The sequence below is a fragment of the Roseovarius sp. MBR-51 genome (assembly GCF_053628575.1).
The window spans coordinates 148,605-173,257 of the sequence record NZ_JBRJGQ010000004.1 but is presented as its reverse complement, the minus strand read 5'-3'; the positions used below and the strand labels follow the sequence as shown (position 1 = coordinate 173,257).

26 protein-coding genes are annotated in these 24,653 nt (G+C 61.6%); 8 read left to right on the top strand and 18 right to left on the bottom strand.

Annotated features, from left to right (window positions below):
• Positions 1–54 precede the first annotated feature (54 nt).
• Positions 55–789 carry a FadR/GntR family transcriptional regulator gene (locus tag ACSSVY_RS07310; protein ID WP_454268749.1) on the top strand — a complete coding sequence of 245 codons (735 nt, stop codon included), beginning with the start codon at positions 55–57 and terminating at the stop codon, positions 787–789.
• A gap of 6 nt (positions 790–795) precedes the next feature.
• Here the strand turns inward: ACSSVY_RS07310 and ACSSVY_RS07305 are convergent, their stop codons facing one another.
• The 10 genes from ACSSVY_RS07305 to ACSSVY_RS07260 form a co-directional block, all read right to left on the bottom strand.
• Entirely contained in the window at positions 796–2,157 is a 1,362-nt protein-coding gene (locus ACSSVY_RS07305) for a sigma-54-dependent transcriptional regulator (RefSeq protein WP_454268748.1), read from the bottom strand.
• Entirely contained in the window at positions 2,154–2,291 is a 138-nt protein-coding gene (locus ACSSVY_RS07300) for a hypothetical protein (protein WP_009817717.1), read from the bottom strand. Before ACSSVY_RS07300 ends, ACSSVY_RS07305 begins: the two co-directional genes overlap by 4 nt.
• Before the next feature lie 4 nt (positions 2,292–2,295).
• Positions 2,296–3,606, bottom strand: a complete 1,311-nt coding sequence (locus ACSSVY_RS07295) for a c-type cytochrome (RefSeq protein WP_454268747.1) — start codon at positions 3,604–3,606, stop codon at positions 2,296–2,298.
• A gap of 2 nt (positions 3,607–3,608) precedes the next feature.
• Entirely contained in the window at positions 3,609–4,820 is a 1,212-nt protein-coding gene (locus ACSSVY_RS07290) for a formate dehydrogenase subunit gamma (RefSeq protein WP_454268746.1), read from the bottom strand.
• A gap of 131 nt (positions 4,821–4,951) precedes the next feature.
• Positions 4,952–5,548, bottom strand: a complete 597-nt coding sequence (gene fdh3B / locus ACSSVY_RS07285) for a formate dehydrogenase FDH3 subunit beta (protein ID WP_008279844.1) — start codon at positions 5,546–5,548, stop codon at positions 4,952–4,954.
• A gap of 12 nt (positions 5,549–5,560) precedes the next feature.
• Positions 5,561–8,530: a formate dehydrogenase subunit alpha gene (locus tag ACSSVY_RS07280; protein WP_454268745.1), complete on the bottom strand. Its 2,970-nt coding sequence runs from the start codon at positions 8,528–8,530 to the stop codon at positions 5,561–5,563.
• A gap of 104 nt (positions 8,531–8,634) precedes the next feature.
• Positions 8,635–8,826, bottom strand: a complete 192-nt coding sequence (locus ACSSVY_RS07275; protein ID WP_454268744.1) for a ubiquinol-cytochrome c reductase iron-sulfur subunit N-terminal domain-containing protein — start codon at positions 8,824–8,826, stop codon at positions 8,635–8,637.
• Positions 8,827–8,880: 54 nt separating this feature from the next.
• Positions 8,881–9,510, bottom strand: a complete 630-nt coding sequence (locus ACSSVY_RS07270; RefSeq protein WP_454268743.1) for a TorD/DmsD family molecular chaperone — start codon at positions 9,508–9,510, stop codon at positions 8,881–8,883.
• A complete protein-coding gene (locus tag ACSSVY_RS07265) occupies positions 9,507–10,118 on the bottom strand; it encodes a DUF3306 domain-containing protein (protein ID WP_454268742.1) in 612 nt (203 codons plus the stop codon). The genes ACSSVY_RS07270 and ACSSVY_RS07265 overlap by 4 nt, the downstream gene beginning before the upstream one ends.
• Positions 10,115–10,669: a DUF3305 domain-containing protein gene (locus tag ACSSVY_RS07260; RefSeq protein WP_454268741.1), complete on the bottom strand. Its 555-nt coding sequence runs from the start codon at positions 10,667–10,669 to the stop codon at positions 10,115–10,117. Before ACSSVY_RS07260 ends, ACSSVY_RS07265 begins: the two co-directional genes overlap by 4 nt.
• A 387-nt stretch (positions 10,670–11,056) precedes the next feature.
• On the opposite strand from ACSSVY_RS07260, the gene ACSSVY_RS07255 reads away from it, so the two are divergent.
• Entirely contained in the window at positions 11,057–13,012 is a 1,956-nt protein-coding gene (locus ACSSVY_RS07255; protein WP_454268740.1) for a 4Fe-4S binding protein, read from the top strand.
• On the opposite strand, the gene ACSSVY_RS07250 is transcribed toward ACSSVY_RS07255, so the two are convergent.
• Positions 13,006–13,785 (bottom strand): hypothetical protein, encoded by a 780-nt coding sequence (locus ACSSVY_RS07250; protein ID WP_454268739.1) that lies wholly within the window; start codon positions 13,783–13,785, stop codon positions 13,006–13,008. The two genes, ACSSVY_RS07255 and ACSSVY_RS07250, sit on opposite strands and share 7 nt — an antisense overlap.
• 63 nt (positions 13,786–13,848) lie before the next feature.
• Here ACSSVY_RS07250 and ACSSVY_RS07245 point away from each other — a divergent pair, with 63 nt between their 5' ends.
• The 4 genes from ACSSVY_RS07245 to ACSSVY_RS07230 are packed head-to-tail and all read left to right on the top strand — an operon-like array spanning position 13,849 to position 16,337.
• A complete protein-coding gene (locus ACSSVY_RS07245; protein WP_009817707.1) occupies positions 13,849–14,043 on the top strand; it encodes a DUF6494 family protein in 195 nt (64 codons plus the stop codon).
• Between the two features lies 1 nt (position 14,044).
• A complete protein-coding gene (apbC, locus tag ACSSVY_RS07240) occupies positions 14,045–15,109 on the top strand; it encodes an iron-sulfur cluster carrier protein ApbC (RefSeq protein WP_454268738.1) in 1,065 nt (354 codons plus the stop codon).
• The gene (locus tag ACSSVY_RS07235) at positions 15,106–15,813 is read left to right on the top strand and encodes a DUF4444 domain-containing protein (protein WP_454268737.1); all 708 of its coding nucleotides are present in this window, start codon (positions 15,106–15,108) and stop codon (positions 15,811–15,813) included. Before apbC ends, ACSSVY_RS07235 begins: the two co-directional genes overlap by 4 nt.
• On the top strand, positions 15,810–16,337 hold the full coding sequence (locus tag ACSSVY_RS07230) for a DUF6505 family protein (RefSeq protein WP_454268736.1): 528 nt from the start codon (positions 15,810–15,812) through the stop codon (positions 16,335–16,337). Before ACSSVY_RS07235 ends, ACSSVY_RS07230 begins: the two co-directional genes overlap by 4 nt.
• A gap of 356 nt (positions 16,338–16,693) precedes the next feature.
• Here the strand turns inward: ACSSVY_RS07230 and ACSSVY_RS07225 are convergent, their stop codons facing one another.
• Entirely contained in the window at positions 16,694–17,305 is a 612-nt protein-coding gene (locus tag ACSSVY_RS07225; RefSeq protein WP_454268735.1) for a hypothetical protein, read from the bottom strand.
• Between the two features lie 351 nt (positions 17,306–17,656).
• On the opposite strand from ACSSVY_RS07225, the gene ACSSVY_RS07220 reads away from it, so the two are divergent.
• Positions 17,657–18,700 carry an aldo/keto reductase gene (locus tag ACSSVY_RS07220; protein WP_454268734.1) on the top strand — a complete coding sequence of 348 codons (1,044 nt, stop codon included), beginning with the start codon at positions 17,657–17,659 and terminating at the stop codon, positions 18,698–18,700.
• A gap of 94 nt (positions 18,701–18,794) precedes the next feature.
• Here the strand turns inward: ACSSVY_RS07220 and ACSSVY_RS07215 are convergent, their stop codons facing one another.
• Positions 18,795–19,658, bottom strand: coding sequence for a helix-turn-helix domain-containing protein (locus ACSSVY_RS07215; RefSeq protein ID WP_454268733.1), 864 nt, complete (start codon positions 19,656–19,658; stop codon positions 18,795–18,797).
• Positions 19,659–19,793: 135 nt separating this feature from the next.
• Between ACSSVY_RS07215 and ACSSVY_RS07210 the strand changes: the two genes are divergently transcribed.
• A complete protein-coding gene (locus tag ACSSVY_RS07210; RefSeq protein WP_454268940.1) occupies positions 19,794–20,717 on the top strand; it encodes a fatty acid desaturase in 924 nt (307 codons plus the stop codon).
• A gap of 138 nt (positions 20,718–20,855) precedes the next feature.
• On the opposite strand, the gene tsaA is transcribed toward ACSSVY_RS07210, so the two are convergent.
• From tsaA to ACSSVY_RS07185, 5 genes are all read right to left on the bottom strand, one after another.
• Positions 20,856–21,338 carry a tRNA (N6-threonylcarbamoyladenosine(37)-N6)-methyltransferase TrmO gene (gene tsaA / locus ACSSVY_RS07205; RefSeq protein ID WP_454268732.1) on the bottom strand — a complete coding sequence of 161 codons (483 nt, stop codon included), beginning with the start codon at positions 21,336–21,338 and terminating at the stop codon, positions 20,856–20,858.
• Positions 21,339–21,363: 25 nt separating this feature from the next.
• On the bottom strand, positions 21,364–21,717 hold the full coding sequence (locus ACSSVY_RS07200) for an H-type lectin domain-containing protein (RefSeq protein ID WP_454268731.1): 354 nt from the start codon (positions 21,715–21,717) through the stop codon (positions 21,364–21,366).
• A 114-nt stretch (positions 21,718–21,831) separates the two neighbouring features.
• Positions 21,832–22,257 carry a F0F1 ATP synthase subunit epsilon gene (locus ACSSVY_RS07195; RefSeq protein ID WP_454268730.1) on the bottom strand — a complete coding sequence of 142 codons (426 nt, stop codon included), beginning with the start codon at positions 22,255–22,257 and terminating at the stop codon, positions 21,832–21,834.
• 66 nt (positions 22,258–22,323) lie between these two features.
• Positions 22,324–23,748: a F0F1 ATP synthase subunit beta gene (gene atpD / locus ACSSVY_RS07190; protein ID WP_454268729.1), complete on the bottom strand. Its 1,425-nt coding sequence runs from the start codon at positions 23,746–23,748 to the stop codon at positions 22,324–22,326.
• A gap of 18 nt (positions 23,749–23,766) precedes the next feature.
• Entirely contained in the window at positions 23,767–24,645 is an 879-nt protein-coding gene (locus tag ACSSVY_RS07185) for a F0F1 ATP synthase subunit gamma (protein ID WP_454268728.1), read from the bottom strand.
• Positions 24,646–24,653: the final 8 nt, after the last annotated feature.

The window sequence follows — 24,653 nt, the reverse complement described above, 5'->3', positions numbered from 1 at the left end:
TCCCCGCGACTCACCTCTTGCGTTTAAATTGTCAGACATTTAAATGTAAGACAAATGAAAATTGACCCCGATAACAAAGCCGACCTCTCGGCCCAGATCGCCGAGGCAATCCGCGATGCGATTGTCTCGGGTCAACTCATCGTCGATGAACGCCTGCCCTCCGAGGCAGAGCTTGCCGATCACTTCGCGGTGTCGCGCCCCACGGTGCGTGAGGCCTTGAAACGCCTTGCCGCGCAATCGCTCATTCGCACGCAGCGCGGCGCGTTTGGCGGCGCTTTCGTCAATCGCCTCAGCTATACAGAGGCTTACGGCCAACAGATCACCACCGCCACGCTCCTCCTCAGCATGAACGCCATCAGCTTTGATGTCGCCTGCGAAGCGCGCTATGCGCTGGAACGCGCCTGCACACCGCTTGCCGCCCAGCGCCGCACACCCGATACTCTGGCCACCATGCGCGCCGAAATCCACCGCCAAGGGCAACCGGGGCTGACGGATGAGAGCTTTTGCGCCTCTGACGTGGCCTTTCACCGCGCGTTGGTGGACAGTGCGGGCAACCCCGTGCTCAGCTATCAACTCGCAGGAGCGGTCGAGGCGATGCAGCCCCTGATGAACATGATCACCTTTACCGCCCGCTCGCGCGGGGCAATCGTTGGCTTTCACACCCGCATCGCCGATGCGCTGGCCACCTCTGACGCAGAGGCCGCGCAATCGGCCCTGACCGAGCTTGAGGCCTATACGCTCACCCTTGGGCGCGATGTCATGGCCGCCCGCGCCCGCGCGCCCAAATAAACCGCCTCAGACGCCCCAGGCCGCGCATTTGCGGTCAATCGTCTTGCGCGCCACGCCCAGACGCCGCGCCGCCTCGGCCCGGTTGCCGCCGCAGGCATCGAGCACGGCCATGATATGGCGCTGCTCCACATGTTCCAGCGTCTCTAGCGCTGGTTCGCCGCCCTCCCGACCAGAACCCGCGAATTCCTCTGGAAGGGCCCCAAGGATCACCGACCGCTCAATCAGATTGCGCAATTCGCGCACATTGCCGGGCCAATCGTAGCGGCTGAGCTTGAGCAGAACCTCGGCATCGAGATCGAGCACCGGCATGCCCAGCGCGCCGGAAAACTCGCTCATGAAAAGGGCCGCCAATTCGACAATATCCTCCTGACGCTCCTTGAGGCTTGGCATCTGGACATTGACGATATTGATCCGGTGATAAAGATCAGCCCGAAAGCGTCCAGACCGCACCGCCTCTTTCAGATCGGCATTGGTGGCAAAGAGAAATCGCAGGTTCAGCGGGATCTCCCGTTCAGACCCAATGGGACGAATGCGCTTGTCCTCCAGCACCCGCAACAAGGCCGCCTGCACATGTTCCGGCAGTTGCGCCACCTCGTCGAGCAAGAGCGTGCCACCATCGGCATGAAGCAAAAGCCCGTCCTTGCGCGCCCGCCCGTCCTCGACCACGCCAAACAACTCCTCAGCGATGCGATCCGCCGAAATCGCGGCACAATTGACCGCGACAAATGGCTTGTCAGCCCGGTTCGATAATCCATGCAGGGTGCGCGCCGCAATCTCTTTTCCGGTCCCGCTTGCGCCGGTGAACAGCACCGAGGTGGGCGCCGCCGCCAGCTTTCCCAGCATTGCGCGCACGGCCTGAATGGCAGTCGAATTCCCAAGCAACCGCCCGCGCGCCGCCTGCCCGCCCGCCGACAACTCATGCCGCAAGAGATAGTTCTCGCGCGCCAGATACTTGCGGTCCAGCGCCCGCGCCACGGCATTCAGAATCTGATTGGCGCGAAACGGCTTGAGCACGAAATCCGTGACCCCCGCGCGCAGCGCCTTGATCGCGGTATCAAGATCGGCATAGGCGGTGATCAGAATCGTATCGGCAAAGAGCCCGACACGCCGCTGCTCCTCGAGCCAGTCGAGGCCCGTCTTGCCCGGCATGATATTGTCGAGAATGACCAGATCGAAATGCGCCTGATCGAGGATCATCGCCCCTTCTTCACAGGACCGCGCCTGCTCCACATGGCGACATCTTGGCCCCAGCGTCTTGATCAGAAAATTGCGCATCCCCGGTTCGTCGTCAATGATAAGCACCGACGCATGCGCAAGGTTCTGACCATATTCGTCCCGTGTATCCTCGGGCGCGGGTTGCGGCATCATTCGGCCGCGTCACCCAGCCGGACAGCATCGCCCGCGCGCTTGGCCTCGGACGTATAGCCCAACTCGTGCAGGACTGTCGGGGCAGCGGCGGCAATCACCGCGCAGGCTGCAAAGGCGGCAATCATTGCTTTCATTCTCTCAGTTCCTTCTTGTTGCGGTCGCCCGGCGCAGATAGTCGATCATATCTTGCCGGTCCTCTGCCGCTGTGATCCGTTGCATCGGCATCTTGGAGCCGGGGATATAATGATCCGGTCCAAGGTCAAAAAGCGCGTCAATGGTGTCGTCAGTCCAGACGATCCCCGATCCGTCGAGGATCTCGGAATAGGCATAGCCGGGCACTGTGCCTGCACGACGGCCAAAGAGACCGTAGAGGGTCGGACCTGCCTTGCGCGAGGGTGGCGGCGTCAGTGCGTGGCAGATCGAGCATTTTCGCATGAATTGCCGCTCGCCATTCTCCATCTCCTGCGCAGGCCGCAGAAAACTGTGCTCTGTTTCGCCTGCCGGATCATAACTGTCCAGCATGTCCACCGGCCAGCCATAGACCACCTCGCTCAGGCCGCCCGCATAGATCATACGCCCGTCCGGCGAAAATTCCAACGCCCAGACCGGGCCGCGCGCCATGGCCTGAAAATCGCGGCTGATCCTCCAATCGTCCGTGTCGATCACCATGATATAGCCCTGCCCATCGCCCGCCGCCAATTGCGAAGTTGCCGCATGATAGGCCAGCGACAGAACCGGGCGGCGCTCCAGCGTGAAATCGGCGATCTGCTGACCGCTCCTCGGGTCGACCACCCGAGTCGCCCCGTCGACTGCGCCATAGGCCAGCCAGGCATCGTCCGGCCCCAGAACAATCCGATTGATGCCAAATCCCTGATTGAGCACCTCGCGCGGCGCAGCCCCCGCCTCGTGCCAGCGCCATTCCCGCAACGACCCGTCGGCTGAAGAGGAATATAAGAGCGCTCCCTCCCGGCCAAAGGCGACATCGCTGACCGCCCCGTCATGCCCGGTGAGAAACCGTGCCTTGCCCCCCGCCACCGGCCAAATTCCGATCGAGCCATCCCAACTGGCCGAGGCGATCCATTGCCCATCCGGCGACACATCAAGCGCCGCGATCTTGCCCTTGTGCCCCTCCAGACGTGTGCCCTGCCCGGTCGCCATGTCCCATACGATCACCGCGAAATCATCGCCGCCGGACACCAGCCGCCCGGCCTCCAGCGCCTCGACCGTCACCACCGCTGCCGCATGGCCCTCCAACCAGCGGGGCGTGCGCCCCTGCCACAGCCCCACGGAATTGTCGAAACTGGCAGAAATCACCTGCCCGCTCTCGGGCATGATTGCTAGCCCCATGACAGGCCCGCCATGCCCTTTGAGCGTGGTAAACTCCTCAGCCGCCAGCGGGCTTGTCCCCGCCAGCGCCCAGAACCAGAGACCAAGGGCGCACGCACGCATGGCTACTCCGCAGGTGTCGTGGCCTTGCCGTGAACCGGCGCTTCGCCCTTTTCCTGCAATTCCTTGAGCCACAACCCATGATGCTCACGCGCCCATTGCTCCTCGACCTCGCCCGAGCCCATGGCATCATAAGCACCCTCCATGCCGACAGAGCCAATATAGATATGCGCGAGGATAATCGCGGTCAGCACAAAGGCCATGATGCTGTGCCAGAGCGTCGCCAGCTGCATTTCCTCATGCGGCGCCAGCATCACCGGCAAGTCGCCATAACCCACCGCCTGCGGCAATCCCGTCTGATTGAGAAAGGCAAAGGTCTTGGCGAACATCGGCAATTCGAACGGAAAGAGCAGCGACAGGCCAGAGGCCGAAATCGACGCGCCAAACACGATTACCGCCCAAAAGATCATTTTCTGACCGGCATTGAACTTCTTGGCGGGCGGATGCACACCCTTGCTGAAAATCCCGCCGCCCACGGCCAGCCATTTCAGGTCCGTCCGGTTGGGAATGTTGTGCAGAACCCACATGAAGAACACCATCACGAGGCCAATCATAAACGCCCATGAGATGTTGTTATGCACCCATTTTGACCCGATCGCGATGGTCGAGAACGCCTCGTGCCCCAACAGCGGAATGACCACCATACGGCCAAAGAGCACGACCAGCCCGGTGATCGCCAGCACGATAAAAGAGCCCGCCATCAGCCAATGGCCAAACCGCTCAACCGCCTGAAAGCGCGTCACAGTCCGTCCGGTCTTTTCACCGTCAATGCGGATTCTGCCCCGAATGAGGTAGAACAGCGCCAAGAGCACCACCGTGCCTCCCAGCAACCATGCGCCATAGGTCGCCAGCGGCCCCTTGCGAAATTGCAGCCAGTTCATGCCGCCGTCCTGAATGAGCACCCGCGCCTCTGGCCCGCCAGTTGAGACCTTGACGTCATCAAGCCCATAGCGCAGCGCGCGCCACACGTCGGCATCCGAAGACCCGCCCAAGGTGCCCAACTGCCCCGCCATCCCCGCCGCGTCATCCGGGTTGCCGGTGGCGTCACGGCGGAAACTGTCGTCGACCTTCTCGCCGCGCTGCCGGGCCAGAATATCGTCCAGCGTTTGGGCGCCGCCGGTGACGGACCGGTCAGGCACAGTGGTCGTTGGCGTGTCCTGCGCCATGGCGGGCAGTGCGAGCAGAAAACACAAAGCCAAGCTGAGAAATGCGCGCATGATGTCCTCGATCTAAGTCTGATTCATCCGATTTCTTCACAAGAAATCGGATCGGAAGCTTTTGAAGTTTCCGATTGTGTTCGGGCCGGCGCCAAAGGTCTTGTCGACCTCCGGCACCGGCATCAGCGCGGTCAGCCGCCGCTCTGCTGACCGTAAGCAGAGCCCCAGCCCCAAGCACCCGAGCCGAAGCCACGGGCCACGACGCGCTCGCGGTAGATGGCCGACACGACGTCGCCATCCCCTGCCAACAGCGCCTTGGTCGAGCACATCTCGGCGCAGATGGGCAACTTGCCCTCGGCGATCCGGTTGCGCCCATACTTCTGGAACTCGGCCTCCGAGTGGTTCTCTTCCGGACCACCGGCGCAGAAGGTGCATTTGTCCATCTTGCCCCGGCTGCCGAAATTGCCCGCCTGCGGGAATTGCGGCGCACCGAATGGGCACGCATAGAAGCAGTAGCCGCAGCCGATACACAGATCCTTGGAGTGCAGCACGATGCCCTCCTCGTTCTGGTAGAAGCAATCCACCGGACAGACCGCCATACAGGGCGCATCCGAACAGTGCATGCAGGCCACCGAGATCGAACGTTCACCGGGACTGCCGTCGTTGATCGTCACCACCTTGCGGCGGTTGATCCCCCACGGCACCTCGTGCTCGTTCTTGCAGGCCGTGACGCAGGCGTTGCACTCAATGCAGCGTTCGGCGTCGCATAGAAACTTTGCTCTTGCCATGTCTCTGTCTCCTTACGCTGGCATGATCTTGCAGAGAGTACACTTGGTCTCCTGCATCTGCGTGACCGAGTCGTAGCCATAGGTCTGGGCGGTGTTGGTGCTTTCGCCCAAGACATAGGGATCGGACCCGGCGGGGTAATTCTCCCGAAGATCCTTGCCCTCGAAATGACCGCCAAAGTGGAACGGCATAAAGACGACGCCTTCTGCCACCCGCTCTGTCACCATCGCCATGACCTTGACCTTGGCACCTTCAGCGCCTTCGACCCAGACCTGCGCACCATCCCGCACACCGATATTATTGGCATCACGCGGGTTGATCTCGACGAACATGTCTTGCTGCAATTCGGCCAGCCACGGGTTGGATCGGGTCTCGTCCCCGCCGCCCTCATACTCGACCAGACGGCCAGAGGTGAGGATGATCGGATACTCTTGCGAGAAGTCCTTTTGCTGGATCGAGGCATACATGGTCGGCAGACGCCAGAACTTGCGGTCCTCATAGGTCGGGTAATCGGCAACCAGATCACGACGGCTCGTGTAGAGCGGTTCGCGATGCAGCGGCACCGGATCGGGGAACGTCCACACGACGGCCCGCGCCTTGGCATTGCCAAAGGGCGCGCATTCATGCGCAATCGCCACCCGCTGAATCCCGCCCGAGAGGTCGGTCTTCCAGTTCACGCCACCAACTTTTGCCGCGTAATCCGAGGGCAACTCGCCCTGCTGGCTGGTTTCGCCGACTTCCTCGGTCCCTGGCCGCGTGTCACGGAAACCGGCCACCCAGTCAATCGTACCCCGCTCCTGCGCGGTCAGATCGCCATCCCAACCCAGATCCATCAGCATCTGCATGGTGAATTCCGGATAACCATCCTGAATCTCCGACCCAGCCGAATAGACACCCTCAGCCAGGAGATTGTCCCCTTCGTATTCCACCCCAAACCGAGCCCGGAAGGTCAAACCGCCCTGAGAGACCGGCAACGACATATCATAGAGATTTGCCGTGCCCGGATGGTTCATCTCTGCCGTGCCCCAGCAGGGCCATGGCAGACCGTAGTAATCGCCATCGGCCGGACCGCCCTTGGCGCGCAACGTGGTGCGGTCAAAGGTGTGCTGGTTCGCCATATGCAGCTTGAGCCGCTCAGGGCTTTGCCCTGTATAGCCAATCGTCCACATGCCGCGATTGAACTCGCGGGTGATGTCCTCGACATTGGGCTCACCGGTGTCATCCATCGCGATATTGCGGAACATCTTGTCATCAAAGCCGAACTTCTTGGCAAAGAGCGCAAGGATCTCGTGGTCAACCTTGGACTCGAACAGCGGAGCCATCACCTGCTCGCGCCATTGCAACGACCGGTTCGAGGCGGTGACAGAGCCGCGCGTCTCGAATTGTGTCGTCGCAGGCAGCAGATACACACCGTCGGTGCGGTCGTTCATGACGGCACTGACCGTCGGGAACGGGTCGACCACGACCAGCATGTCCAGCTTTTCCATCGCGGTTTTCATTTCCTTGCCGCGTGTCTGGCTGTTGGGCGCATGACCCCAGAGAACCATGGCCCGCACGTTGTTGGGCTGGTCCATATTCTCCTTGTCTTCAAGAACACCGTCGATCCAGCGGGAAACCGTGATGCCGTTGAGGTTCATCATCTTGGTTTCGCCAAACGAGGCATCCGAGAACCGGCCTTTCAACCAGTCAAGATCTTCGTCCCAAACCCGCGCCCAATGGGCCCAGGACCCTTCCGCCAGACCATAATAGCCGGGCAGCGTGTCCGCCAGAACGCCCAGATCGGTCGCGCCTTGCACATTGTCATGGCCGCGGAAAATATTGGTGCCGCCACCCGCGACCCCCATGTTGCCAAGGGCAAGTTGCAGGACGCAATAGGCGCGGGTGTTGTTGTTGCCGGTGGTGTGCTGCGTGCCCCCCATGCACCAGATCACGGTGCCAGGGCGGTTGTTGGCCAGCGTCCGCGCTACACGACGCAATTGGCTGCCCGGCACGTCCGTGACACGCTCGACCTCTTCGGGCGTCCACTTCTTCACCTCATCCTTGATCTGATCCATCCCCCAGACACGGGTGCGGATGAATTCCTTGTCCTCCCAGCCATTCTCGAAGATGTGCCACAGGATACCCCAGATCAGCGCAACATCAGAACCGGGACGCATGCGCACATATTCATCGGCATGCGCCGCCGTGCGGGTAAAGCGCGGATCACAAACGATGAGCGGCGCGTTGTTCTGCTCCTTGGCCTTCAGCACATGCAGCAGGCTGACAGGATGCGCCTCTGCCGGGTTGCCGCCAATGATAAAGATGGCTTTGGAATTGTGGATGTCGTTGTAGCTGTTGGTCATGGCGCCGTAGCCCCATGTATTCGCAACGCCCGCAACCGTGGTCGAGTGACAGATCCGCGCCTGATGGTCGACGTTGTTCGTGCCCCAATAGGCGGCGAACTTGCGGAAGAGATAGGCTTGCTCGTTATTGTGCTTGGCTGACCCCAGCCAATAGACGGAATCCGGGCCGCTCTCTTCGCGGATCTTCATCATGCCGTCGCCGATCTCGTTGATCGCCTGCTCCCAGCTGATGCGCTTCCACTCTCCGCCTTCTTTTTTCATCGGGTATTTGAGGCGGCGCTCGCCATGCGCGTGCTCGCGCACCGCGGCGCCCTTGGCGCAATGCGCGCCCAGATTGAACGGGCTGTCCCAGCCGGGCTCTTGTCCCGTCCAGACGCCATTCTGCACTTCGGCAACGACCGTGCAGCCGACCGAGCAATGGGTACAGACGGATTTCACCGTCTTCACCGCCTCATTCGCGGCGCTCTGTGCGTTGGCGCGGGTGACCGTGCCCCCCATGGCACCAAGCGCGGCCAGGCCACCAATGGCCAGACCACTACCGCGCAGGAACGCGCGACGATCGACGGACGACCCGGCGACCTCAGACAGGATACTGGTCCGCTGGGGGCGTCGTGCAACCCCGTTGGTCTTTTTCCTCAGCATGTTTCTATCTCCTCCCTAGGCCCTCTTGGGCTGGGTACTGCGGTTTCCTCTGACAGTCGGGCATCGTTCAACCAGTCGTCAGCGGCGTGTGATTTCGTCCGATTCTAGAAACGGGCGCTCTCGAAATAGGCGCGGGTATGCGCGGTGTCCTGCATCTCGTTGGATGTCAGATCAGGCTCTGCGGCCTCTGCCGTGCCCGCCGTCACTACGGTTGCAACCGCGACTGCGGGTGCGCCAGTGGCAGCCAGTTTGAGGAAATCACGGCGGCTGCTGCCAGCCTCGGTTTTCCGGGTCATAAAGGTCTCCCTCCCCTCATTGTGGCGGATCGCTCCGCCGGTTGCGTCACGGGCTTACGCCCCGCTCATCCGAAAGCCTTGCGCCTCGATCTCCATGAACACCCGACCGACCGCGCCGACCGAAGCATAGAGAACCGAATGGGTCGCCGCCTCCAAATCCGTGAAAAAATGCCCGGCCCAGGGGCCGATATGCTTGCCAAAGAACGCCTGCTGATCGCTGAGCGTCGCAGGCTTGCCAAACCGCCCCCGAATGAGGCCCGCCATCATCTCCATCAAGGAGGCGATATTGTCCTCCGGCTCATAGACATTCTGCGCCCGTGTCATGCCGCGCGCGGCCATGTCGCGGCGCAATCCGGCAAGCGGCTTTTCATTGAGAAAGCCCGTCAGGTAATAGCTCGCATAGGGCAGCAACTCACCCCGGCCCAAGCCGATGAAGAGCGCATTGAATTCGCGCTCGACACCTGCTGGCGTGCTGACCTTGGCCACCCGCGCCAGCGCCGATACAGCCTCGCCCATCGGGGTGGCATCGCCGCTCAATCCGGCGGTCTTGGTCAACATCTCCTGTCCCGGTGACCGCGCCAGAATGGCGGCCAGATAATCGTAGAGATCGGCACGCAAACGGTCTTCTGCGGCAATCTCCGGCATCACGGTCTCTTGGGTCATGATCGCCTCATGTTGGGTCATGCGGGTACTCCGGTCTGATTTTCGAATTGAAACCGCATCCTGCGGCGCGGCGCGGCTACGGGGTCAGATGTCTCTTCAGCCGCGTCCGCAACGTCAGGTGCCACCTCTGCTAGCGCCACCTCGGCCTCCGGCTCCTCCACGTCCACTTCGAACTCGACCTCGGCCACCTCCTCCTCCGCGACCGGCGGATTGGCCAACGCCTCGGCCTGCCGGGCCATTTCCTCGATATGCGCCAACATGCCCTTGCCCACCTGATAGGCGGTCTTCATATCCGGCACCACCATGGCGCTATCGGTGTAATCTTCGGCATAATCGACCAATCCGTCGATATTGGCCAACACCGGATTGCTGACCCACAACCGCCGCAGCGCCCGTCGACGCAACCGCTCCGGCACCGCCTTGCCCATGAAGGCGCGAAAATCATCGCCCAATTTCAGCGTATCGGGGTCAGGCAATCCCAGCTCCTCACAGAGCTCCTCGTCCGTCTTCTCCGCCAGCTCGACCTCACGCGCGGCCAGATACTCAACGTCCGCAGCCCGCGCCTCTTCGCGCGCCTCGGCTTCAACCTGCGCCTTGCGGCGGGACCAGAAATCCAACCCCCGGCTCAATTCAGCCTCCCCCGGCGCATGCGCTCGGGCGTGGCAAAAACATCGCGCGGCTGCACGATGCGCGCATCGCCAATTCCATCCTGCGCCGGACCTTCGCCCAGTTTGTCACGGCGGCGCTTCTTGAACACTTCTTCCTCGTGATGCGCCTCGATAAAGTCGCGGACCAGCGCCACCAGCCCCTCGGGCATGGGCACCTTTTCGACGATATCTTCGCCATTATCCGCATAGTCCTGCGCCTCGAATGGCGAGGCGGTCACCAGAACCACGTCAAAGGGCGCAGAGGCAGGATCAGCCCCCGCACGGTTGCGCAACATCACAAAAACCGATGGCACCTGCGCGGCAAGGGCATTCAGATAGGCCTCTGTCTGCGTGTGATGAAGATCGAGCATGACGGTTCCAGCGTGATACTCCACCATGTCACCGTCGCGCCGCAATTCGCGCCAGTCGGCTGGTGATGCCCCCGGCAGAACCGCGACAGCACGCCACGCCCAAGCCGCCCAACGGGTCACACCGGGCGTTCTGCGCATGACGACACCAAGTGGCACCATCATCTGTTTGTCGTGGCTGTGGGTCACGCTGTCGTGCCATCCCCTTGCTGCGTAATCCCGAGATTGGTCCAGTTATCTGACCGCGCAAAGCTATTTTTGTGTGCGACAGTCCACATAAAGTCCGATCCGGACATTTTGGACCACCTCACCCAGCGCTACGATCCATTAGGGACAGATTGTCCACTTTGCCCTTTTCCATGCTGCACTGCCGCATGGCAAGATGTTGAAAACAAACAGAATCAATCAGGATTAAATCGGGGTCCTCTTGTCCTCCTCGCCGCGCTTACGCGATCCGAATTGCGGTTTACGGGCGCTTCGAATCATGCCTACTCTCTGCGCAACGAGACCGCGCAGGTCCGCTTCCCAGACGTGCCAAACACCGGGGTAAACATGCCTAAACACCTGATTTTGTGCGATTGTTCCGCCACTCAGACGCTTGACCCCGAGGGTCTCGCCACGGCAACAGGTCTGACCTGTTCGCGGCTGCATAGTGCGCTTTGCACCGATGAAATCGAGTCCGCGACCAAGGCGATGACCTCCAGCGACGCTATTATTTGCTGCGCTCAGGAACGCCGCATCTTTGAGGAGCTGGCCCTTGATCTGGAGGTAGAGACCCCCGCCTTCCTCGACCTGCGCGACAGGGCCGGCTGGTCCGATGATCCGGCCCCGAAACTACCCAAAATGGCCGCGCTGCTGGCCGAAGCCAGCCTGCCCGTCCCCCCGGAAAAGACCCTTGATGTCCTATCCGAGGGTCTATGCCTTATCATCGGGGCGTCTGACGTTGTGTTGCCCGCTGCGGAAAAACTGGCACCGCTTTTGGGCGTGACGGTGCTCTTGACCGACGACATAGACCCGCCCGAGGCGCGTGATTTCGACACCATCCGGGGCCGGATCACGCAGGCGCACGGCACGCTGGGACAGTTTGACCTGCGCATCGACGCGTTGCAACAGGTCAATCCCGGCGGGCGCGGCGCGCTGCGTTGGACCGCGCCGCGTGACGGCGGCCAGACGCAATGCGACGTGCTCCTTGACCTGCGCGGCGGCACGCCCCTCTTTCCCGCCCCGGAAAAGCGCGACGGCTACCTGCGCGCCGATCCCGGCAGCCTGCATGCGGTCTCGGACGTGGTGTTTCAGGCCGCCCAGATGATCGGTACCTTCGAAAAGCCGCTCTATGTCGCGCTCGAACCGCTGATCTGCGCCCATTCTCGCGCCGAACAGACCGGGTGCAGCAAATGCCTTGATATCTGCCCAACCGGGGCCATCACGCCGGACGGCGATCACGTCAGCATTGATCCGATGATCTGCGCGGGCTGCGGGGCCTGCGCCGCGCGCTGCCCCTCGGGGGCCATCACCTATGACGCACCGCCGCCCGACATGACCTTTCGCCGCATTCAGACTCTGGCGCAGGCCTTTCGTCGCGCAGGCGGCACCGCCCCGCGCCTGCTTGTCCATGATGCCACCCACGGCACCGAGATGATCCGCCTTGCCGCCCGCCACGGGCGCGGGTTGCCCGCCGATGTGATCCCGTTGGAGGTGTCGGCGCTCGCGGGCTTTGGCCATGCCGAAATCCTTGCGGCCCTCGCCTCGGGTTTTGCCGATGTGGCGATCCTGCTCGCCCCCACCACCGAACGCGACGCGCTCGACCAAGAGGTGCCGTTGGCACAGGCCATGTCAGGGGCGGGATGCGTCCACCTTCTTGACCTCACCGACCCCGACGCGCTCTGCGATGCGCTCTATGGTGCCACGCCACCCGCCCCCCTCGCCAGCCCGGTCCTGCCCATGGGCAGCCGCCGTCAGGTGGCCCGCCTTGCCGCCAAATCCCTCAACCCGTCAGGCGGCACCCTGACTTTGCCCGCCGCCGCCCCTTACGGTGCGGTGCTGGTCAATACCGACGCCTGCACGCTCTGCCTCTCCTGCGTCTCACTCTGCCCCTCGGGCGCGCTGATGGACAATGAGGACAAACCGCAACTGCGCTTTCAAGAGGATGCCTGCCTGCAATGCGGCATCTGCGCTACGATCTGCCCCGAAAAGGCGATCACGCTGGAACCGCGCATGAACCTTGACGATAGCGCCCTCACCCAAGTCGTGCTGAACGAGGAAGAGCCATTTGCCTGCGTCGAATGCGGCACGCTCTTTGGCTCCAAGGCGACCATAAACCGCATCACCGAGAAACTCGCGGGCAAGCACGCCATGTTCGCCACCTCGGATGCCGCGCGCATGATCCAGATGTGCGAGGGATGCCGCATCAACGCGCAGTTCAACTCCGCCAACAACCCCTTTGCCATGGGCGAGCGCCCGCGCGTGCGCCGCACCGAAGATTACCTCAAAGACCGCAAGGATCACTGAACTTGGATCGGCGCGCCCAGATCGGCGGGGGCTATCCCTGCCACATAGGCGATGATCGCCTCCAACTCCTCGAGCGTGACCTCGATGGGCGAAATCGGCGAGGGCAGATGCTGTTCAAAGGGCTGGGTTACACCGGCCATTTGAGTAAAGGCGGGGTGGGGCTTCAGCGCGTAAAAGCTCTGGAACCGCGCATCCCAATCGGCAAAAGTCCGCAACACGGCAAACGACGGGGTGGAACCGATGGCGCTCATGCGGTTCTCGGGGGCCACGACATGACAGCGCCCGCAGAGGAGCAGCGAGGCCTGCTTTCCCACCGCAGCATCCCCGTCAAAACTCTGCGCAACCTCTGCCTCTTCAAAGATCTCCGGCAGGCTAAAGGGCGCAACGCCCGCAACCTCATAGCTTGTCACCGTGCGCTGCCCGATCTCAGACGTCAGCCAATCCGCGAACTTTGCGGCCCCGGGATGCGCGCCCTCAATCGCCATGCGCCACATCGCCCCCGCCCCTTCGAACACCGGGCGGCCCGTCTTCATCCCAAACGTGATCTCGGCCTCGGCCCCCGCTTCGACAACCTCGACCCGCACCCCGGTCTTGAGTGCAAAGCGTGGAATGATATGCTCCAGCAGCCCACTCTGGGCCAAGGCCACCGGCGCGCTCAGGCGAAAGCGCTTGTCATCGGCCCGCACCACACCGGGCAAGAGCCAGACCACCACCGCGAGCCACAACATCGCGATCCGCGTCAGGCGATTGCAGAGATCCATCAACAGGCGCATACCCAAGCCTAGAAAACCGCCTATATCGGCGTCAAGCGTTCTGAATAACAAAGGGAGAAACCGATGAGCGACGATTTCAACATGTCGATGCGCAAATTCCTCAAACAGGTGGGCGTCACCTCGCAACAGGCCATCGAAGATGGGCTGCGCAAGAAAGGCGCCACCGCTGGTCAGGAATTCACCGCCAAAATGGTTCTGACCGTCGATGGACTCGACATCGAACATACCGTGACCGGCAAGATCAAAGGGCAGGACTGACGTGGCATTGACGAGGGAGAGCGTCCTTGAGGCGCTCAAAACCATAACCGACCCGGTCAGCGGATCGGACATCGTGTCGGCGGGCGTCATGCGCGCCCTGACCGTCGAGGGCGGCATCGTGCGGTTCGTGCTGGAAATCGACCCGGCCAAGGCGCAGGCCTATACCCCGGTGCGCGACGCCGCCGAAGCGGCGGTCAAGGCGCTCGCGGGGGCAGAGTCTGTCTCGGCCGTGCTCACCGGCCACTCGACCAAGGCTCCGCCCGATCTCAAACCCAGCCGCAAGGCAGAACCGAAAGGCCCGGAGAAAGTCCCCGGCGTCAACCACCTGATCGCCATTGCGAGCGGAAAGGGGGGCGTGGGCAAATCCACCGTCGCGGCCAATCTCGCCTGCGCGCTGGCCGCCGAGGGGCGGCGCGTGGGCCTCTTGGATGCCGATGTCTACGGCCCCAGCCAGCCGCGCATGCTGGGCGTCTCGGGCCGCCCCGCCAGCCCCGACGGCAAGACCATCCTGCCGATGCGCAACCACGGCGTGACGATGATGTCCATCGGCCTCATGACCAACGAAGGTCAGGCGGTGGTCTGGCGCGGCCCGATGCTGATGGGCGCATTGCAACAGATGCTGATGCAAGTGCAATGGGGCGCGCTCGATGTGCTCTTGGTAGACCTGCCGCCCGGCACCGGCGATGTGCAGATGACGCTGGCGCAAAAGGCGCAGGTGGATGGCGCGATCATCGTCTCCACCCCGCAGGATGTGGCGCTCTTGGATGCCCGCAAGGGGATCGACATGTTCAACCAGCTCCATGTGCCGGTCCTGGGCATGATCGAGAACATGAGCACGCATATCTGCACCAACTGCGGCCACGAAGAGCATGTCTTTGGCCACGGCGGTGTGCGGGCCGAGGCCGAGAAACTGGGCGTGCCGCTCTTGGCGGAAATTCCCCTGCATCTCGACATTCGCGTGGCCTCGGATGGCGGCGCGCCCATCGTGGTCTCGAAACCCGACAGCCCACAGGCGCAGGCCTTCCGCGAGGTGGCCCGCCACCTCATCAACGCAGGGCTGGCATGACCACGCCCAGCTTTCCTCCCCTGATGTCAGGGCGCGCCGTCACCGGCGCGACCCACCCTTTTGATGTGGCCTGCGATCTGGCATCTGAGGGCTGCGACGCGGGCCTCATCGTGCATAACGTCACCGCCAATCACCTGATGGCCGCCATCGTTCTCGCGCCCGAGGTGCCGCTGGCCGAGGCGATGGTGATGCTGCCCACCTGCGGCGTCGGCTTTCAGAATGCCTTTGGCGCGCTCGCCCCACCCGAGGTGGCCGTACATCTCGAATGGTCCGGTGCCATACGCCTCAACGGCGCCTCATGTGGGCGGCTGCGCGTGGCCGCAAGCGGCACCGACCCCGAGGTGGAACCCGACTGGCTGGTGATCGGCCTCGACCTGCCGCTGATGCAAATCGCGGAACACCCCGGCGACCAACCCGACCAGACATCGCTCTATGATGAGGGCTGCGCCGAGATGGACCCGGTCGAATTGCTCGAAGCCTGGGCGCGCCATAGCCTCGTCTGGATCAACACATGGGAGGACGCAGGCCCCCGCGCGCTCCATGCCGAATGGCGCGGCCTTGCCTGGCGCATAGGCGAAGAGGTCACGCAAAGCGGCCACACCGGCACGTTTCAGGGCGTGGACGACCGCTTTGGCATGCTCTTGCGCGAGGGCGACACCACCCATCTCATTCCGCTCACCGCTTTGTTGGAGACCCAGCCATGAAACTCGCCCGCGCCATCCATTTCGACGAGAGCGATCAGCGCGTCTACCACAGCCCCGCGCGCACCGGCGAATGGTGCATCTCGGGCGGATTCGAGTTTTCCAACTGGTCCGAGGCTGATCTCACCGGCAAATCCCGACAGGCGTTTTCCAACGGCTGGCTCGGGGTCGAAACCTTTGGCCGCGTGACCTTTGTCGCCGTGACCCAAGTGGAAGAGGTCGAGATTGCCACCCTGACGCAGGCGCTGGCCCAACATTTCGTCGACATCTACGGCGCGCCGGACCTCGCCGCAGCATTGCCTGTGGCGCGCGAGGAAGTGGCACAAATGGCCGACCTCTGCGAAGATCACACCCCCAACACCCTCCTCACCGTGATCCGCGAACTGACAGAGGCGGGCGTGCGCGAAACCTTTAGCGTGATCGAAGCCCAAGACGCTGGCTTAGAACAATTCGCCCTCCACGGCAGCCTGGATGACGACCACGGGCACGATCACGACCATGGTCATGGGCACGGGCACAACCACTGAGGCACGTTAATGAAGCTAATTGGGTTACGGGTTTGAGGTCGCGCGGGAGCATAGCCACAATGTCCACCAACTTGGAAATGCGCTCAAGGGTCGGAGCCATCTGTTATGACGCTAGCCAGCCTTGCTTGCCATCGGCTCGTACGTATGAAACGACCGCTGTCTGACCCTGAGCGGACCCACATCCCTTAGCTCGAATTGGTGTCATCCGCATTTCAACGCGATGGTTGTCAACTGATAGTTTGCGGTACGATGTGAATTTTCACTGGGGCCGTTCAAATGTCACCTCTTTGCCCTCCTAATATTCCCCTCTTGGGAATGAGCTTAAAGGACACAATTAAGATCGCTTAGACGCAATGTTAGTCGCATCCCTCAATCGGATCAAATGATTGCGATGCGACAGTGAGAGTGCTGCCTACATATGTGCGACGCTCGCGCAGCCTTAGCTCTCCGAATGCTGCCGATTCACCGTAAAGGCAGATTGTGAAGGTTTTGGGCGTTTCTTCGAGCAAACCTGTTACCAACGTCAACTCATATGGCATTAATATTTCGGTAGTATCGATTACATTTTCACCATCCGCTGAAGCCTTAATTTTCAGGGTTATAGGGTAAGGCGAAGGATTGCTTAGACCCATCTTAAGTCGCAAACCCATAATGTGTGACATGCTGGCATCGGCATAGGGTACGCCATCGAAAACCACCCAGCTTGGAATGGCGTCTGCTAACTTGTCGGTGTTGATTTTTGTACCTCTAGTGCTCTCTTCAATTCCTTCCGAAGAAGAGGCTATGCGTGACAAATCATCCCGGGCATCTTCTAATAGATTCTGGAAATTAGCAAAATCTTTTGCAACTTCGGCAGGGTACAAAAACGCGTATATGCCTAAGCAAAGCCCTCCGGTTGCCGCTACAGACGACATAAACGATACAGCACGCTCTACGTTTAAAAAGAGTGATTTCAGACTTGTAACCATAGATCTAACTCATAAAACTCGCCATCATCAATTGCTAGCAAGATTAACTTATGAATGCAACCGATGGTACAATCGCTGGCTGTTATAAGTAACTCAACTTGTCAGCATACCTGACGGTTTTTGATAATCGCAAAGATCTGTGATCTGTTGTGTCGTGGAACACCGGATATCTGGGCTCGCACCTCGCATTCGCTGCTCATAGCACGAAGGTCTGCGGTCGGGATACGGGACAAACTCTACAAACTCCACTACCCGCGCATAACGTCAGTCGATCCGCAAGACACCATCCCCCCTTCCCTCCACCCCCCTCCTCCCGTATCCCATCCCAAAACCCAAACCCTAGGAGACACCATGCAAAAAAGACCCTTGGGCCGGACCGGGATCGAGGTGAGCGCGCTTTGCCTTGGCTCGATGACATGGGGCTCTCAGAACACCCCGGCAGAGGGCCATGCCCAGATCGACCGCGCGCTGGAGCGCGGCGTGAACTTCATCGACACCGCCGAGATGTATCCCACCACCCCCATCAGCGCGGAAACCACCGGCCGCACCGAGGAGATCATCGGCGACTGGATCAAAGCCTCCGGGCGGCGCGATGACGTGATCCTTGCCACCAAACATTCCGGCAAGGGCTTCAAACACGCCCGCGACGGTGCGCCGATCACGGCGGGGTCCATCCCGAAGGCCATCGAAGGCTCGCTGCGCCGCCTCAAGACCGACACCATCGACCTCTACCAATTCCACTGGCCCAACCGGGGCAGCTATATGTTCCGCCAGAACTGGGCCTTTGACCCCTCAACCCAGAACCGCGACGAGACAATCGCCCATATGGAGGAAACGCTGGAGGCCCTGCAACGCGAGGTCGCGCGCGGCACCATTCGCGCCTTCGGCCTCTCGAACGAGAGCGCCTGGGGCATGGCGCAATGGCTCCGGCTGGCCGAGGCGGGGCACGGCCCGCGCGCGGCGTCCCTCCAGAACGAATACTCGCTCATGTGCCGCCTCTACGACACGGACTTGGCCGAACTCAGCGTCAATGAGGATGTGGGCCTCTTGGCCTTCTCCCCCCTCGCGGCGGGGCTGCTCAGTGGCAAATACCAGAATGGCGCCCTGCCCAACGGCTCGCGCATGGCGATCAACGGCGATCTGGGCGGGCGCAAGACCCCGCGTGCCTTCGGGGCGGTCACAGCCTGTCACGCGGTCGCGCAGAAACACGGGCTCGACCCCGTGCAAATGGCGCTCGCATGGTGCCTCACGCGGCCTTTCCTCTGCTCCGCCATTTTTGGCGCAACAAACATGGCCCAACTCGATCTTGCCCTTGGCGCGGCGGAGATTACGCTCAGCCAAGAGGCGCTGACCGATCTCGACGCCTCCCACAAGGCGCATCCGATGCCCTATTGAGCGCGGGTGTTGGCCGCAATCTCCCAAGCGTGGGCGCAAGCCCGAAGGACGCCGCGCGGAGCGCTTGGGGCCAATGTCAGCGTTACGCCATGCCCTAACTCACGGTCCCATCCCGCAATCCGCGCAAATGGTCCGGCAAGGCCCGCGCCGTGATCGACGCTTCGCGCACCAGACTGTCGAAATGCAGCGTCATGGCCTGCACTCTTTCCCGATCACGAAACACCATGTAATTCCGCCCGATATAGAGAACTGCCAGAAGCGGGCCGAGAATTGTCACGGGGGCCGAATAGACGCGACGCGCATCAAACAGATAGAGCCGCAGACTGGGATAGAGCTGCGTTGTGACAGTGATCAGGTGATCCAGTTGCGCGCGGCGGATGGCGGCGGGCAAACCACGGTAATACCCTTCTCCGCGTGCGAAACTCTCGATCTCAAAGAGCGGCAGGGCGATCTCATAGTCCGATTGCGCCGCCCGCATCCACGCCATGCGATCCTCGGACGCACCAATCGCCTGATCGGTCGAGCGCCCGAGATGCGGCTCATATTCCCACTCCAGCATGGCGCGCGTTTTCAGCATGTCCGGCAACGCGGCAGGGACATGGCGGATCTTGTAACCCGCCGCCTCCTTGTGCCAGGCAAAAATCTGTTCATCGACCAAGGCGCGCGGTGCCTCGGTCAGCGATAGCGTATTGGCCAGCATATCAGCAGCCGTCTCAGGCCGGTCCGTCAACCCCAAGAGCCAATCGGCCGAGACCCCAAGCGCCGAGGCACATTCGCCCACAACCTGCGCATTGGGCAGCCGACCCGTTTCCTCCTTGAGCAGTTGCGACACAGTCGAGCGATCCACACCGATGCTGCGCGCCAAGGCGCTTTGGTTGCTCTGCCGCAGGCGCATCGCCTCGGCCAACCGGGTGCGAAACAGTGTGGCTCGCAAACGTTTGTCGATTTTTTTTATCATATGGTGATTATTATCACAGTTGCGGAGAAATGTTAACCATTTCCAAACTGGTGTCGCAACGCAATCGAAACGACTGTCGCCGCATCATGCCACGCATCAGGAGCAACCATGCAATTGCAGTCGGACAGCCGTCCCATGACCGGGGTCTCCCAAAATCACGCCACGGCTCAGGACAGGGCGGGCGTGGAATGGCCGACTCTGGCGCTTCTGGTGCTTTGCTATGCTGTATGGGCGATCGGCACCACGGCGGCCTCTGCGCTCTGGTTGCCCTTGGGGATCGTTCTGACCAGCCTTGCCATCGCCCTCCATTCTTCGCTGTGCCACGAGGCCTTGCATGGCCATCCGTTCCGGTCCCGGCGCCTCAATGAAGCGCTGGTCTTTCCCTGCCTCTGCTTGCTGATCCCCTACGTCCGCTTCCGCGACACCCATCTTGCACATCACCGCGAGGAATATCTGACCGACCCCTATGACGACCCAGAGGCGAACTACCTAGACCCCACCGTCTGGGCGCGCCTGCCGCTCGGGGTGCGGGCGGTCCTGCGGATCAACAACACGCTGGCCGGGCGCATGCTCATCGGACCCCTCGTGGCGCAGGTCATTTTCCTGCGTACCGACTGGCAGGCCATCAAGCTCGGCAACCGTGCCGTGCTCCACGCATGGCTCTGGCACATCCCGGCGGTGGCGCTGGTGCTTGTTTGGCTCAGCTTTGCGCCGATGCCAGTCTGGGCCTATCTGCTGGCCGTCTGGCTCGGACTGGCCGTGCTGAAAATCCGCACATTTCTGGAGCACCGCGCCCATGAGCGCGCCAGTGGCCGCACCGTGGTGATCGAGGATCGCGGCCCGCTCGCCTGGCTCTTTCTCAACAACAACCTGCATGTCGTGCATCACATGCACCCAGAGGTGCCATGGTATCGCCTCCCCGCCCTCTATGCCGCACGGCGCGACCACTACCTGCGGCGCAACGATGGCTATGTCTATCGCTCCTACGCCCAAATCTTCCGCGCACATTTCTGGCGCGCCAAAGACCCGGTGCCGCACCCGCTCCGACCCGGTCAGTAGAGGCGGCAGGTTTTGGCAAGAAGGGGACGTTGGTCCCAAGCGCTTACGCGCGGACTCAAGCCCGAAGGGCGCCGCGCGGGACCAATGTCAGCAACAGGCCCCTCCTGCCCCCTCAGAGTGCCTCACGCCACCTGACGCCTAGCCCCCGTCCGCTGCCTTGGCCGGGGCCTTGGGGGTAAACTCGCAACGGTCCGGTTTGACATCCAGCAATGGCGTGCCATCCAGACAATCCAGCCCCCTCACGACCAACACCGGCCCCTCGACCCCGATCAGGCGCACCTGTGACGTGCCAATGGGATTGGGCCGCTGCGGCGACCGCAGCGCAAAGGTTCCGAAATAGCGTGCGCCATCCCCCATGGGATTCTGCCGCACCAGATCACGTCGCGACCGGTCCAGCCAATATAGGATTTCGAGATGTTGATAGGTCTCAATACCCTCCAGCGCCGCGACCCACGGCGCAAAAACCTCGATCCGACACTCCGGCCCATCCAACCGCCCCTGTCGCGGGCAGTCGTGACGCTCTGTCCAGGGCGTATGAATGCGGCCAATGAAATAGAGTGTGGCGTCGGTGCTCTCGGGTGTTCCCGTCACCCGCTCTCCCGCGCGCAATCGTGTGTCCATCCCGCCCCTCCTGAGTCTGCCACCGTCAGTAGACGTCTTGCCAATCGTCCTCGTGGAACACTTCGCCAATCGCCATCCACCGTACACGCACCCGCGCGACACGGGTGTCCGACCAGGTCCGAAACACCACGTCAAACCCCTTGGTCGTGATCTTTTCCGCCATCACATCGGCACGGGCATTGGTGGCGCTGTCCATATCCCAAAGCGAGAGCGCGACATGCACCGCAGGCTCGGACTTGAACGGCGTCTCGAACCCGATCTTCTTGCGCCGCTCACGCTCGCCTGATCCGGTCCACATTTCACCACCATCGGCATAATCCGAGAACAGGACATCATCCCCTTGCTCGATCCCAATAGCTTGATTGATCAGAAATTTCATGGCACGCCTTCCGAACCTCGGACCTGAGTATTAAGTATTTTAGGCGGAAAAAAGAAATAAAAACAAAAAAAGGGCCGCGACACGGCCCCTTTAAATCCTGAACGCCGTCCTGTCTCAGTTGGACGACAGACCGATATGGTCGCCCATCGCCACCATATCTGCCAAGAGCTTCGCGGCCTCATCGACCGGACCCGGCTCATTGACATATTTGTCCTGTGCATGCGCCAGCTTGTCGGTGGCCGCATTGACCATGGTCTGATAGGCTTCTTTGGTCATATCTTCCCGCGCCACGGCCTGCTCTGCCAGCACCGAAACGCTCGTGCCGTTGATCTCGGCAAAACCACCCGTGACGACATATTCCTTTTCGCCCGACGGCCCTGAAACCCGCACAATGCCGGGACGCAGGGTGGTGATGAGCGGGGCATGATCGGCCATGGCGGTCAGATCACCCTCGGCCCCAGGTATGCTCACCTCATGGGCAGCGACCGAGGCCAAGAGCCGCTCGGGACTCACCAGATCGAATTGCACTGTGTCAGCCATTGCGGCCTCCCTCATGGTGTCACGCCTGCACGGGGATTACCCCGCACAGGCCATGACAGACGTTGATCAGGCCGCGTCAGCAGCCATGCGTTCGGCTTTGGCGAGCACGTCGGCAATGCCACCCACCATGTAAAAGGCACCTTCGGGCAGGTGATCATACTCGCCCGCGACCACGGCCTTGAACGATTTGATCGTCTCTTCCAGCGGCACCTGAACCCCATCAGAGCCGGTGAAGACCTTGGCCACGTCGAACGGCTGGCTGAGGAAACGCTGGATTTTCCGGGCACGTGCCACGGTCAGCTTGTCCTCTTCCGACAGTTCGTCCATGCCCAGAATGGCGATGATATCCTGAAGCGATTTGTAGCGCTGCAAAATCCCCTGCACGTCACGCGCAACCTGATAATGCTCTTCGCCCACGATCTGCGGGTCCATCAGACGCGAGTTCGAGTCGAGCGGGTCCACAGCGGGATAAATGCCAAGCTCGGAAATCGCACGGCTGAGAACGGTCGTGGCGTCGAGGTGGGCGAACGTCGTGGCAGGTGCCGGGTCGGTAAGGTCATCCGCAGGCACGTAAACGGCCTGAATGGACGTGATCGAACCGGATTTGGTCGAGGTGATGCGCTCCTGCATGGCGCCCATGTCGGTGGCCAGCGTCGGCTGATAGCCCACAGCGGACGGAATACGACCCAACAGCGCCGACACCTCGGACCCCGCCTGCGTAAAGCGGAAGATGTTGTCGACAAAGAACAGAACGTCCGACCCCGACTGATCGCGGAACTGCTCGGCCAGCGTAAGGCCGGTCAGCGCCACACGCGCACGTGCTCCCGGAGGCTCGTTCATCTGACCGTAAACAAGGGCCACTTGGCTCTCTTCCAGATTGTCGGGCTTGATCACGTTGGATTCGATCATCTCGTGATAGAGGTCGTTGCCCTCACGGGTCCGCTCGCCCACACCGGCAAACACGGAATAGCCCGAGTGCACCTTGGCGATGTTGTTGATCAGTTCCATGATGAGAACCGTCTTGCCCACACCGGCACCACCAAAGAGACCGATCTTGCCGCCCTTGGCATAGGGGGCCAGCAGGTCCACAACCTTGATCCCCGTCACGAGGATTTCGGACGCGGTCGACTGCTCGGAAAACTCCGGCGCAGGCTGGTGGATCGAACGGTATTCCGTGGCCTTGATCGGCGCGCCCTCGTCCACTGGCTCGCCGATGACGTTCAGGATACGGCCCAGCGTCGCGTTGCCAACCGGCACCGAAATCGGCGCGCCGGTGTCGCTGACGGGTTGTCCCCGCACCAGACCTTCGGTCGCGTCCATCGCGATGGTGCGCACGGTGTTTTCACCCAGATGCTGCGCCACTTCGAGGATCAGCTTCTTGCCGTGGTTGTCGGTCTGCAGCGCGTTCAAAATGGCTGGCAGATCGCCGTCAAAGTGAACGTCCACAACGGCGCCAATGACCTGTGTCACCTTGCCTTTTGCATTTGCCATGTTTCGTCTCCGGTTCTCTTACAGCGCTTCCGCGCCGGAAATGATTTCAATAAGCTCGTTGGTGATCACGGCCTGGCGCGAGCGGTTGTATTCGATCGTCAATCTGTCGATCATATCCCCCGCGTTGCGCGTTGCATTGTCCATCGCGGACATCCGCGCGCCCTGCTCCGAGGCCCCGTTCTCCAACAGCGCCGCAAAGATCGCGGTCGCAACCCCACGCGGCAAGAGATCCGCCAGGATCGCCTGCTCGTCGGGTTCATAGTCGTAATAGCTGTCGGTATCGACCGCTTGCTCCAACTCGGTGACGTCGAACGGGATCACCTGCTGCATGGTTGGGATCTGGCTGACAACATTCTCAAAGCGCGAGAAGAAGATCTTGGCGACATCGAAATCGCCCGCATCAAAGCGACCCAGAACATCGGCTGCGATCGCTTGCGCATCGGCATAACCCACGCGCTTGACCTCGCTCAGATCAATGTGACCCACCGAATACTGGCCATAGTCCCGCCGCATCGCGTCGCGGCCCTTTTTGCCCACGGTCACGATTTTGACGGTCTTGCCCTTGGCGAGCAAATCAGCGGCATGCAGCTTTGCGAGCTTGGCGATATTGGCGTTGAAGCCACCGCAAAGGCCCCGCTCGGCGGTCATCACCACCAAGAGATGCACTTTGTCCTCACCCGTGCCTGCCAGCAGACGCGGCGCATTGGCGGCATCGCCCACAGAGGCCGCCAGCTTGCCCATGACCGCGTTGAAGCGTTCGGTATAAGGGCGGGCCTGCTCGGCAGCATCCTGCGCGCGGCGAAGTTTCGCCGCGGCAACCATCTGCATGGCTTTGGTGATCTTGCGGGTCGATTTGACCGACGCGATCCTGTTTTTCAGGTCCTTGAGATTCGGCATTGCCTTAT

Excerpts from the sequence above, each read along its gene's own strand:
- ACSSVY_RS07250 (WP_454268739.1), bottom strand. The coding sequence starts at position 13,785 with ATGCGCCTGTTGATGGATCTCTGCAATCGCCTGACGCGGATCGCGATG.
- ACSSVY_RS07220 (WP_454268734.1), top strand. The coding sequence starts at position 17,657 with ATGCAAAAAAGACCCTTGGGCCGGACCGGGATCGAGGTGAGCGCGCTT.
- ACSSVY_RS07310 (WP_454268749.1), top strand. The coding sequence starts at position 55 with ATGAAAATTGACCCCGATAACAAAGCCGACCTCTCGGCCCAGATCGCC.
- ACSSVY_RS07235 (WP_454268737.1), top strand. The coding sequence starts at position 15,106 with ATGACCACGCCCAGCTTTCCTCCCCTGATGTCAGGGCGCGCCGTCACC.
- ACSSVY_RS07255 (WP_454268740.1), top strand. The coding sequence starts at position 11,057 with ATGCCTAAACACCTGATTTTGTGCGATTGTTCCGCCACTCAGACGCTT.
- ACSSVY_RS07185 (WP_454268728.1), bottom strand. The coding sequence starts at position 24,645 with ATGCCGAATCTCAAGGACCTGAAAAACAGGATCGCGTCGGTCAAATCG.
- ACSSVY_RS07300 (WP_009817717.1), bottom strand. The coding sequence starts at position 2,291 with ATGAAAGCAATGATTGCCGCCTTTGCAGCCTGCGCGGTGATTGCCGCC.
- ACSSVY_RS07225 (WP_454268735.1), bottom strand. The coding sequence starts at position 17,305 with ATGGTTACAAGTCTGAAATCACTCTTTTTAAACGTAGAGCGTGCTGTA.
- ACSSVY_RS07210 (WP_454268940.1), top strand. The coding sequence starts at position 19,794 with ATGACCGGGGTCTCCCAAAATCACGCCACGGCTCAGGACAGGGCGGGC.
- atpD (WP_454268729.1), bottom strand. The coding sequence starts at position 23,748 with ATGGCAAATGCAAAAGGCAAGGTGACACAGGTCATTGGCGCCGTTGTG.
- ACSSVY_RS07280 (WP_454268745.1), bottom strand. The coding sequence starts at position 8,530 with ATGCTGAGGAAAAAGACCAACGGGGTTGCACGACGCCCCCAGCGGACC.
- ACSSVY_RS07295 (WP_454268747.1), bottom strand. The coding sequence starts at position 3,606 with ATGCGTGCGTGCGCCCTTGGTCTCTGGTTCTGGGCGCTGGCGGGGACA.
- ACSSVY_RS07230 (WP_454268736.1), top strand. The coding sequence starts at position 15,810 with ATGAAACTCGCCCGCGCCATCCATTTCGACGAGAGCGATCAGCGCGTC.
- ACSSVY_RS07305 (WP_454268748.1), bottom strand. The coding sequence starts at position 2,157 with ATGATGCCGCAACCCGCGCCCGAGGATACACGGGACGAATATGGTCAG.
- ACSSVY_RS07215 (WP_454268733.1), bottom strand. The coding sequence starts at position 19,658 with ATGATAAAAAAAATCGACAAACGTTTGCGAGCCACACTGTTTCGCACC.
- ACSSVY_RS07260 (WP_454268741.1), bottom strand. The coding sequence starts at position 10,669 with ATGATGGTGCCACTTGGTGTCGTCATGCGCAGAACGCCCGGTGTGACC.
- ACSSVY_RS07245 (WP_009817707.1), top strand. The coding sequence starts at position 13,849 with ATGAGCGACGATTTCAACATGTCGATGCGCAAATTCCTCAAACAGGTG.
- ACSSVY_RS07290 (WP_454268746.1), bottom strand. The coding sequence starts at position 4,820 with ATGCGCGCATTTCTCAGCTTGGCTTTGTGTTTTCTGCTCGCACTGCCC.
- ACSSVY_RS07270 (WP_454268743.1), bottom strand. The coding sequence starts at position 9,510 with ATGACCCAACATGAGGCGATCATGACCCAAGAGACCGTGATGCCGGAG.
- fdh3B (WP_008279844.1), bottom strand. The coding sequence starts at position 5,548 with ATGGCAAGAGCAAAGTTTCTATGCGACGCCGAACGCTGCATTGAGTGC.
- ACSSVY_RS07275 (WP_454268744.1), bottom strand. The coding sequence starts at position 8,826 with ATGACCCGGAAAACCGAGGCTGGCAGCAGCCGCCGTGATTTCCTCAAA.
- ACSSVY_RS07195 (WP_454268730.1), bottom strand. The coding sequence starts at position 22,257 with ATGGCTGACACAGTGCAATTCGATCTGGTGAGTCCCGAGCGGCTCTTG.
- ACSSVY_RS07200 (WP_454268731.1), bottom strand. The coding sequence starts at position 21,717 with ATGAAATTTCTGATCAATCAAGCTATTGGGATCGAGCAAGGGGATGAT.
- tsaA (WP_454268732.1), bottom strand. The coding sequence starts at position 21,338 with ATGGACACACGATTGCGCGCGGGAGAGCGGGTGACGGGAACACCCGAG.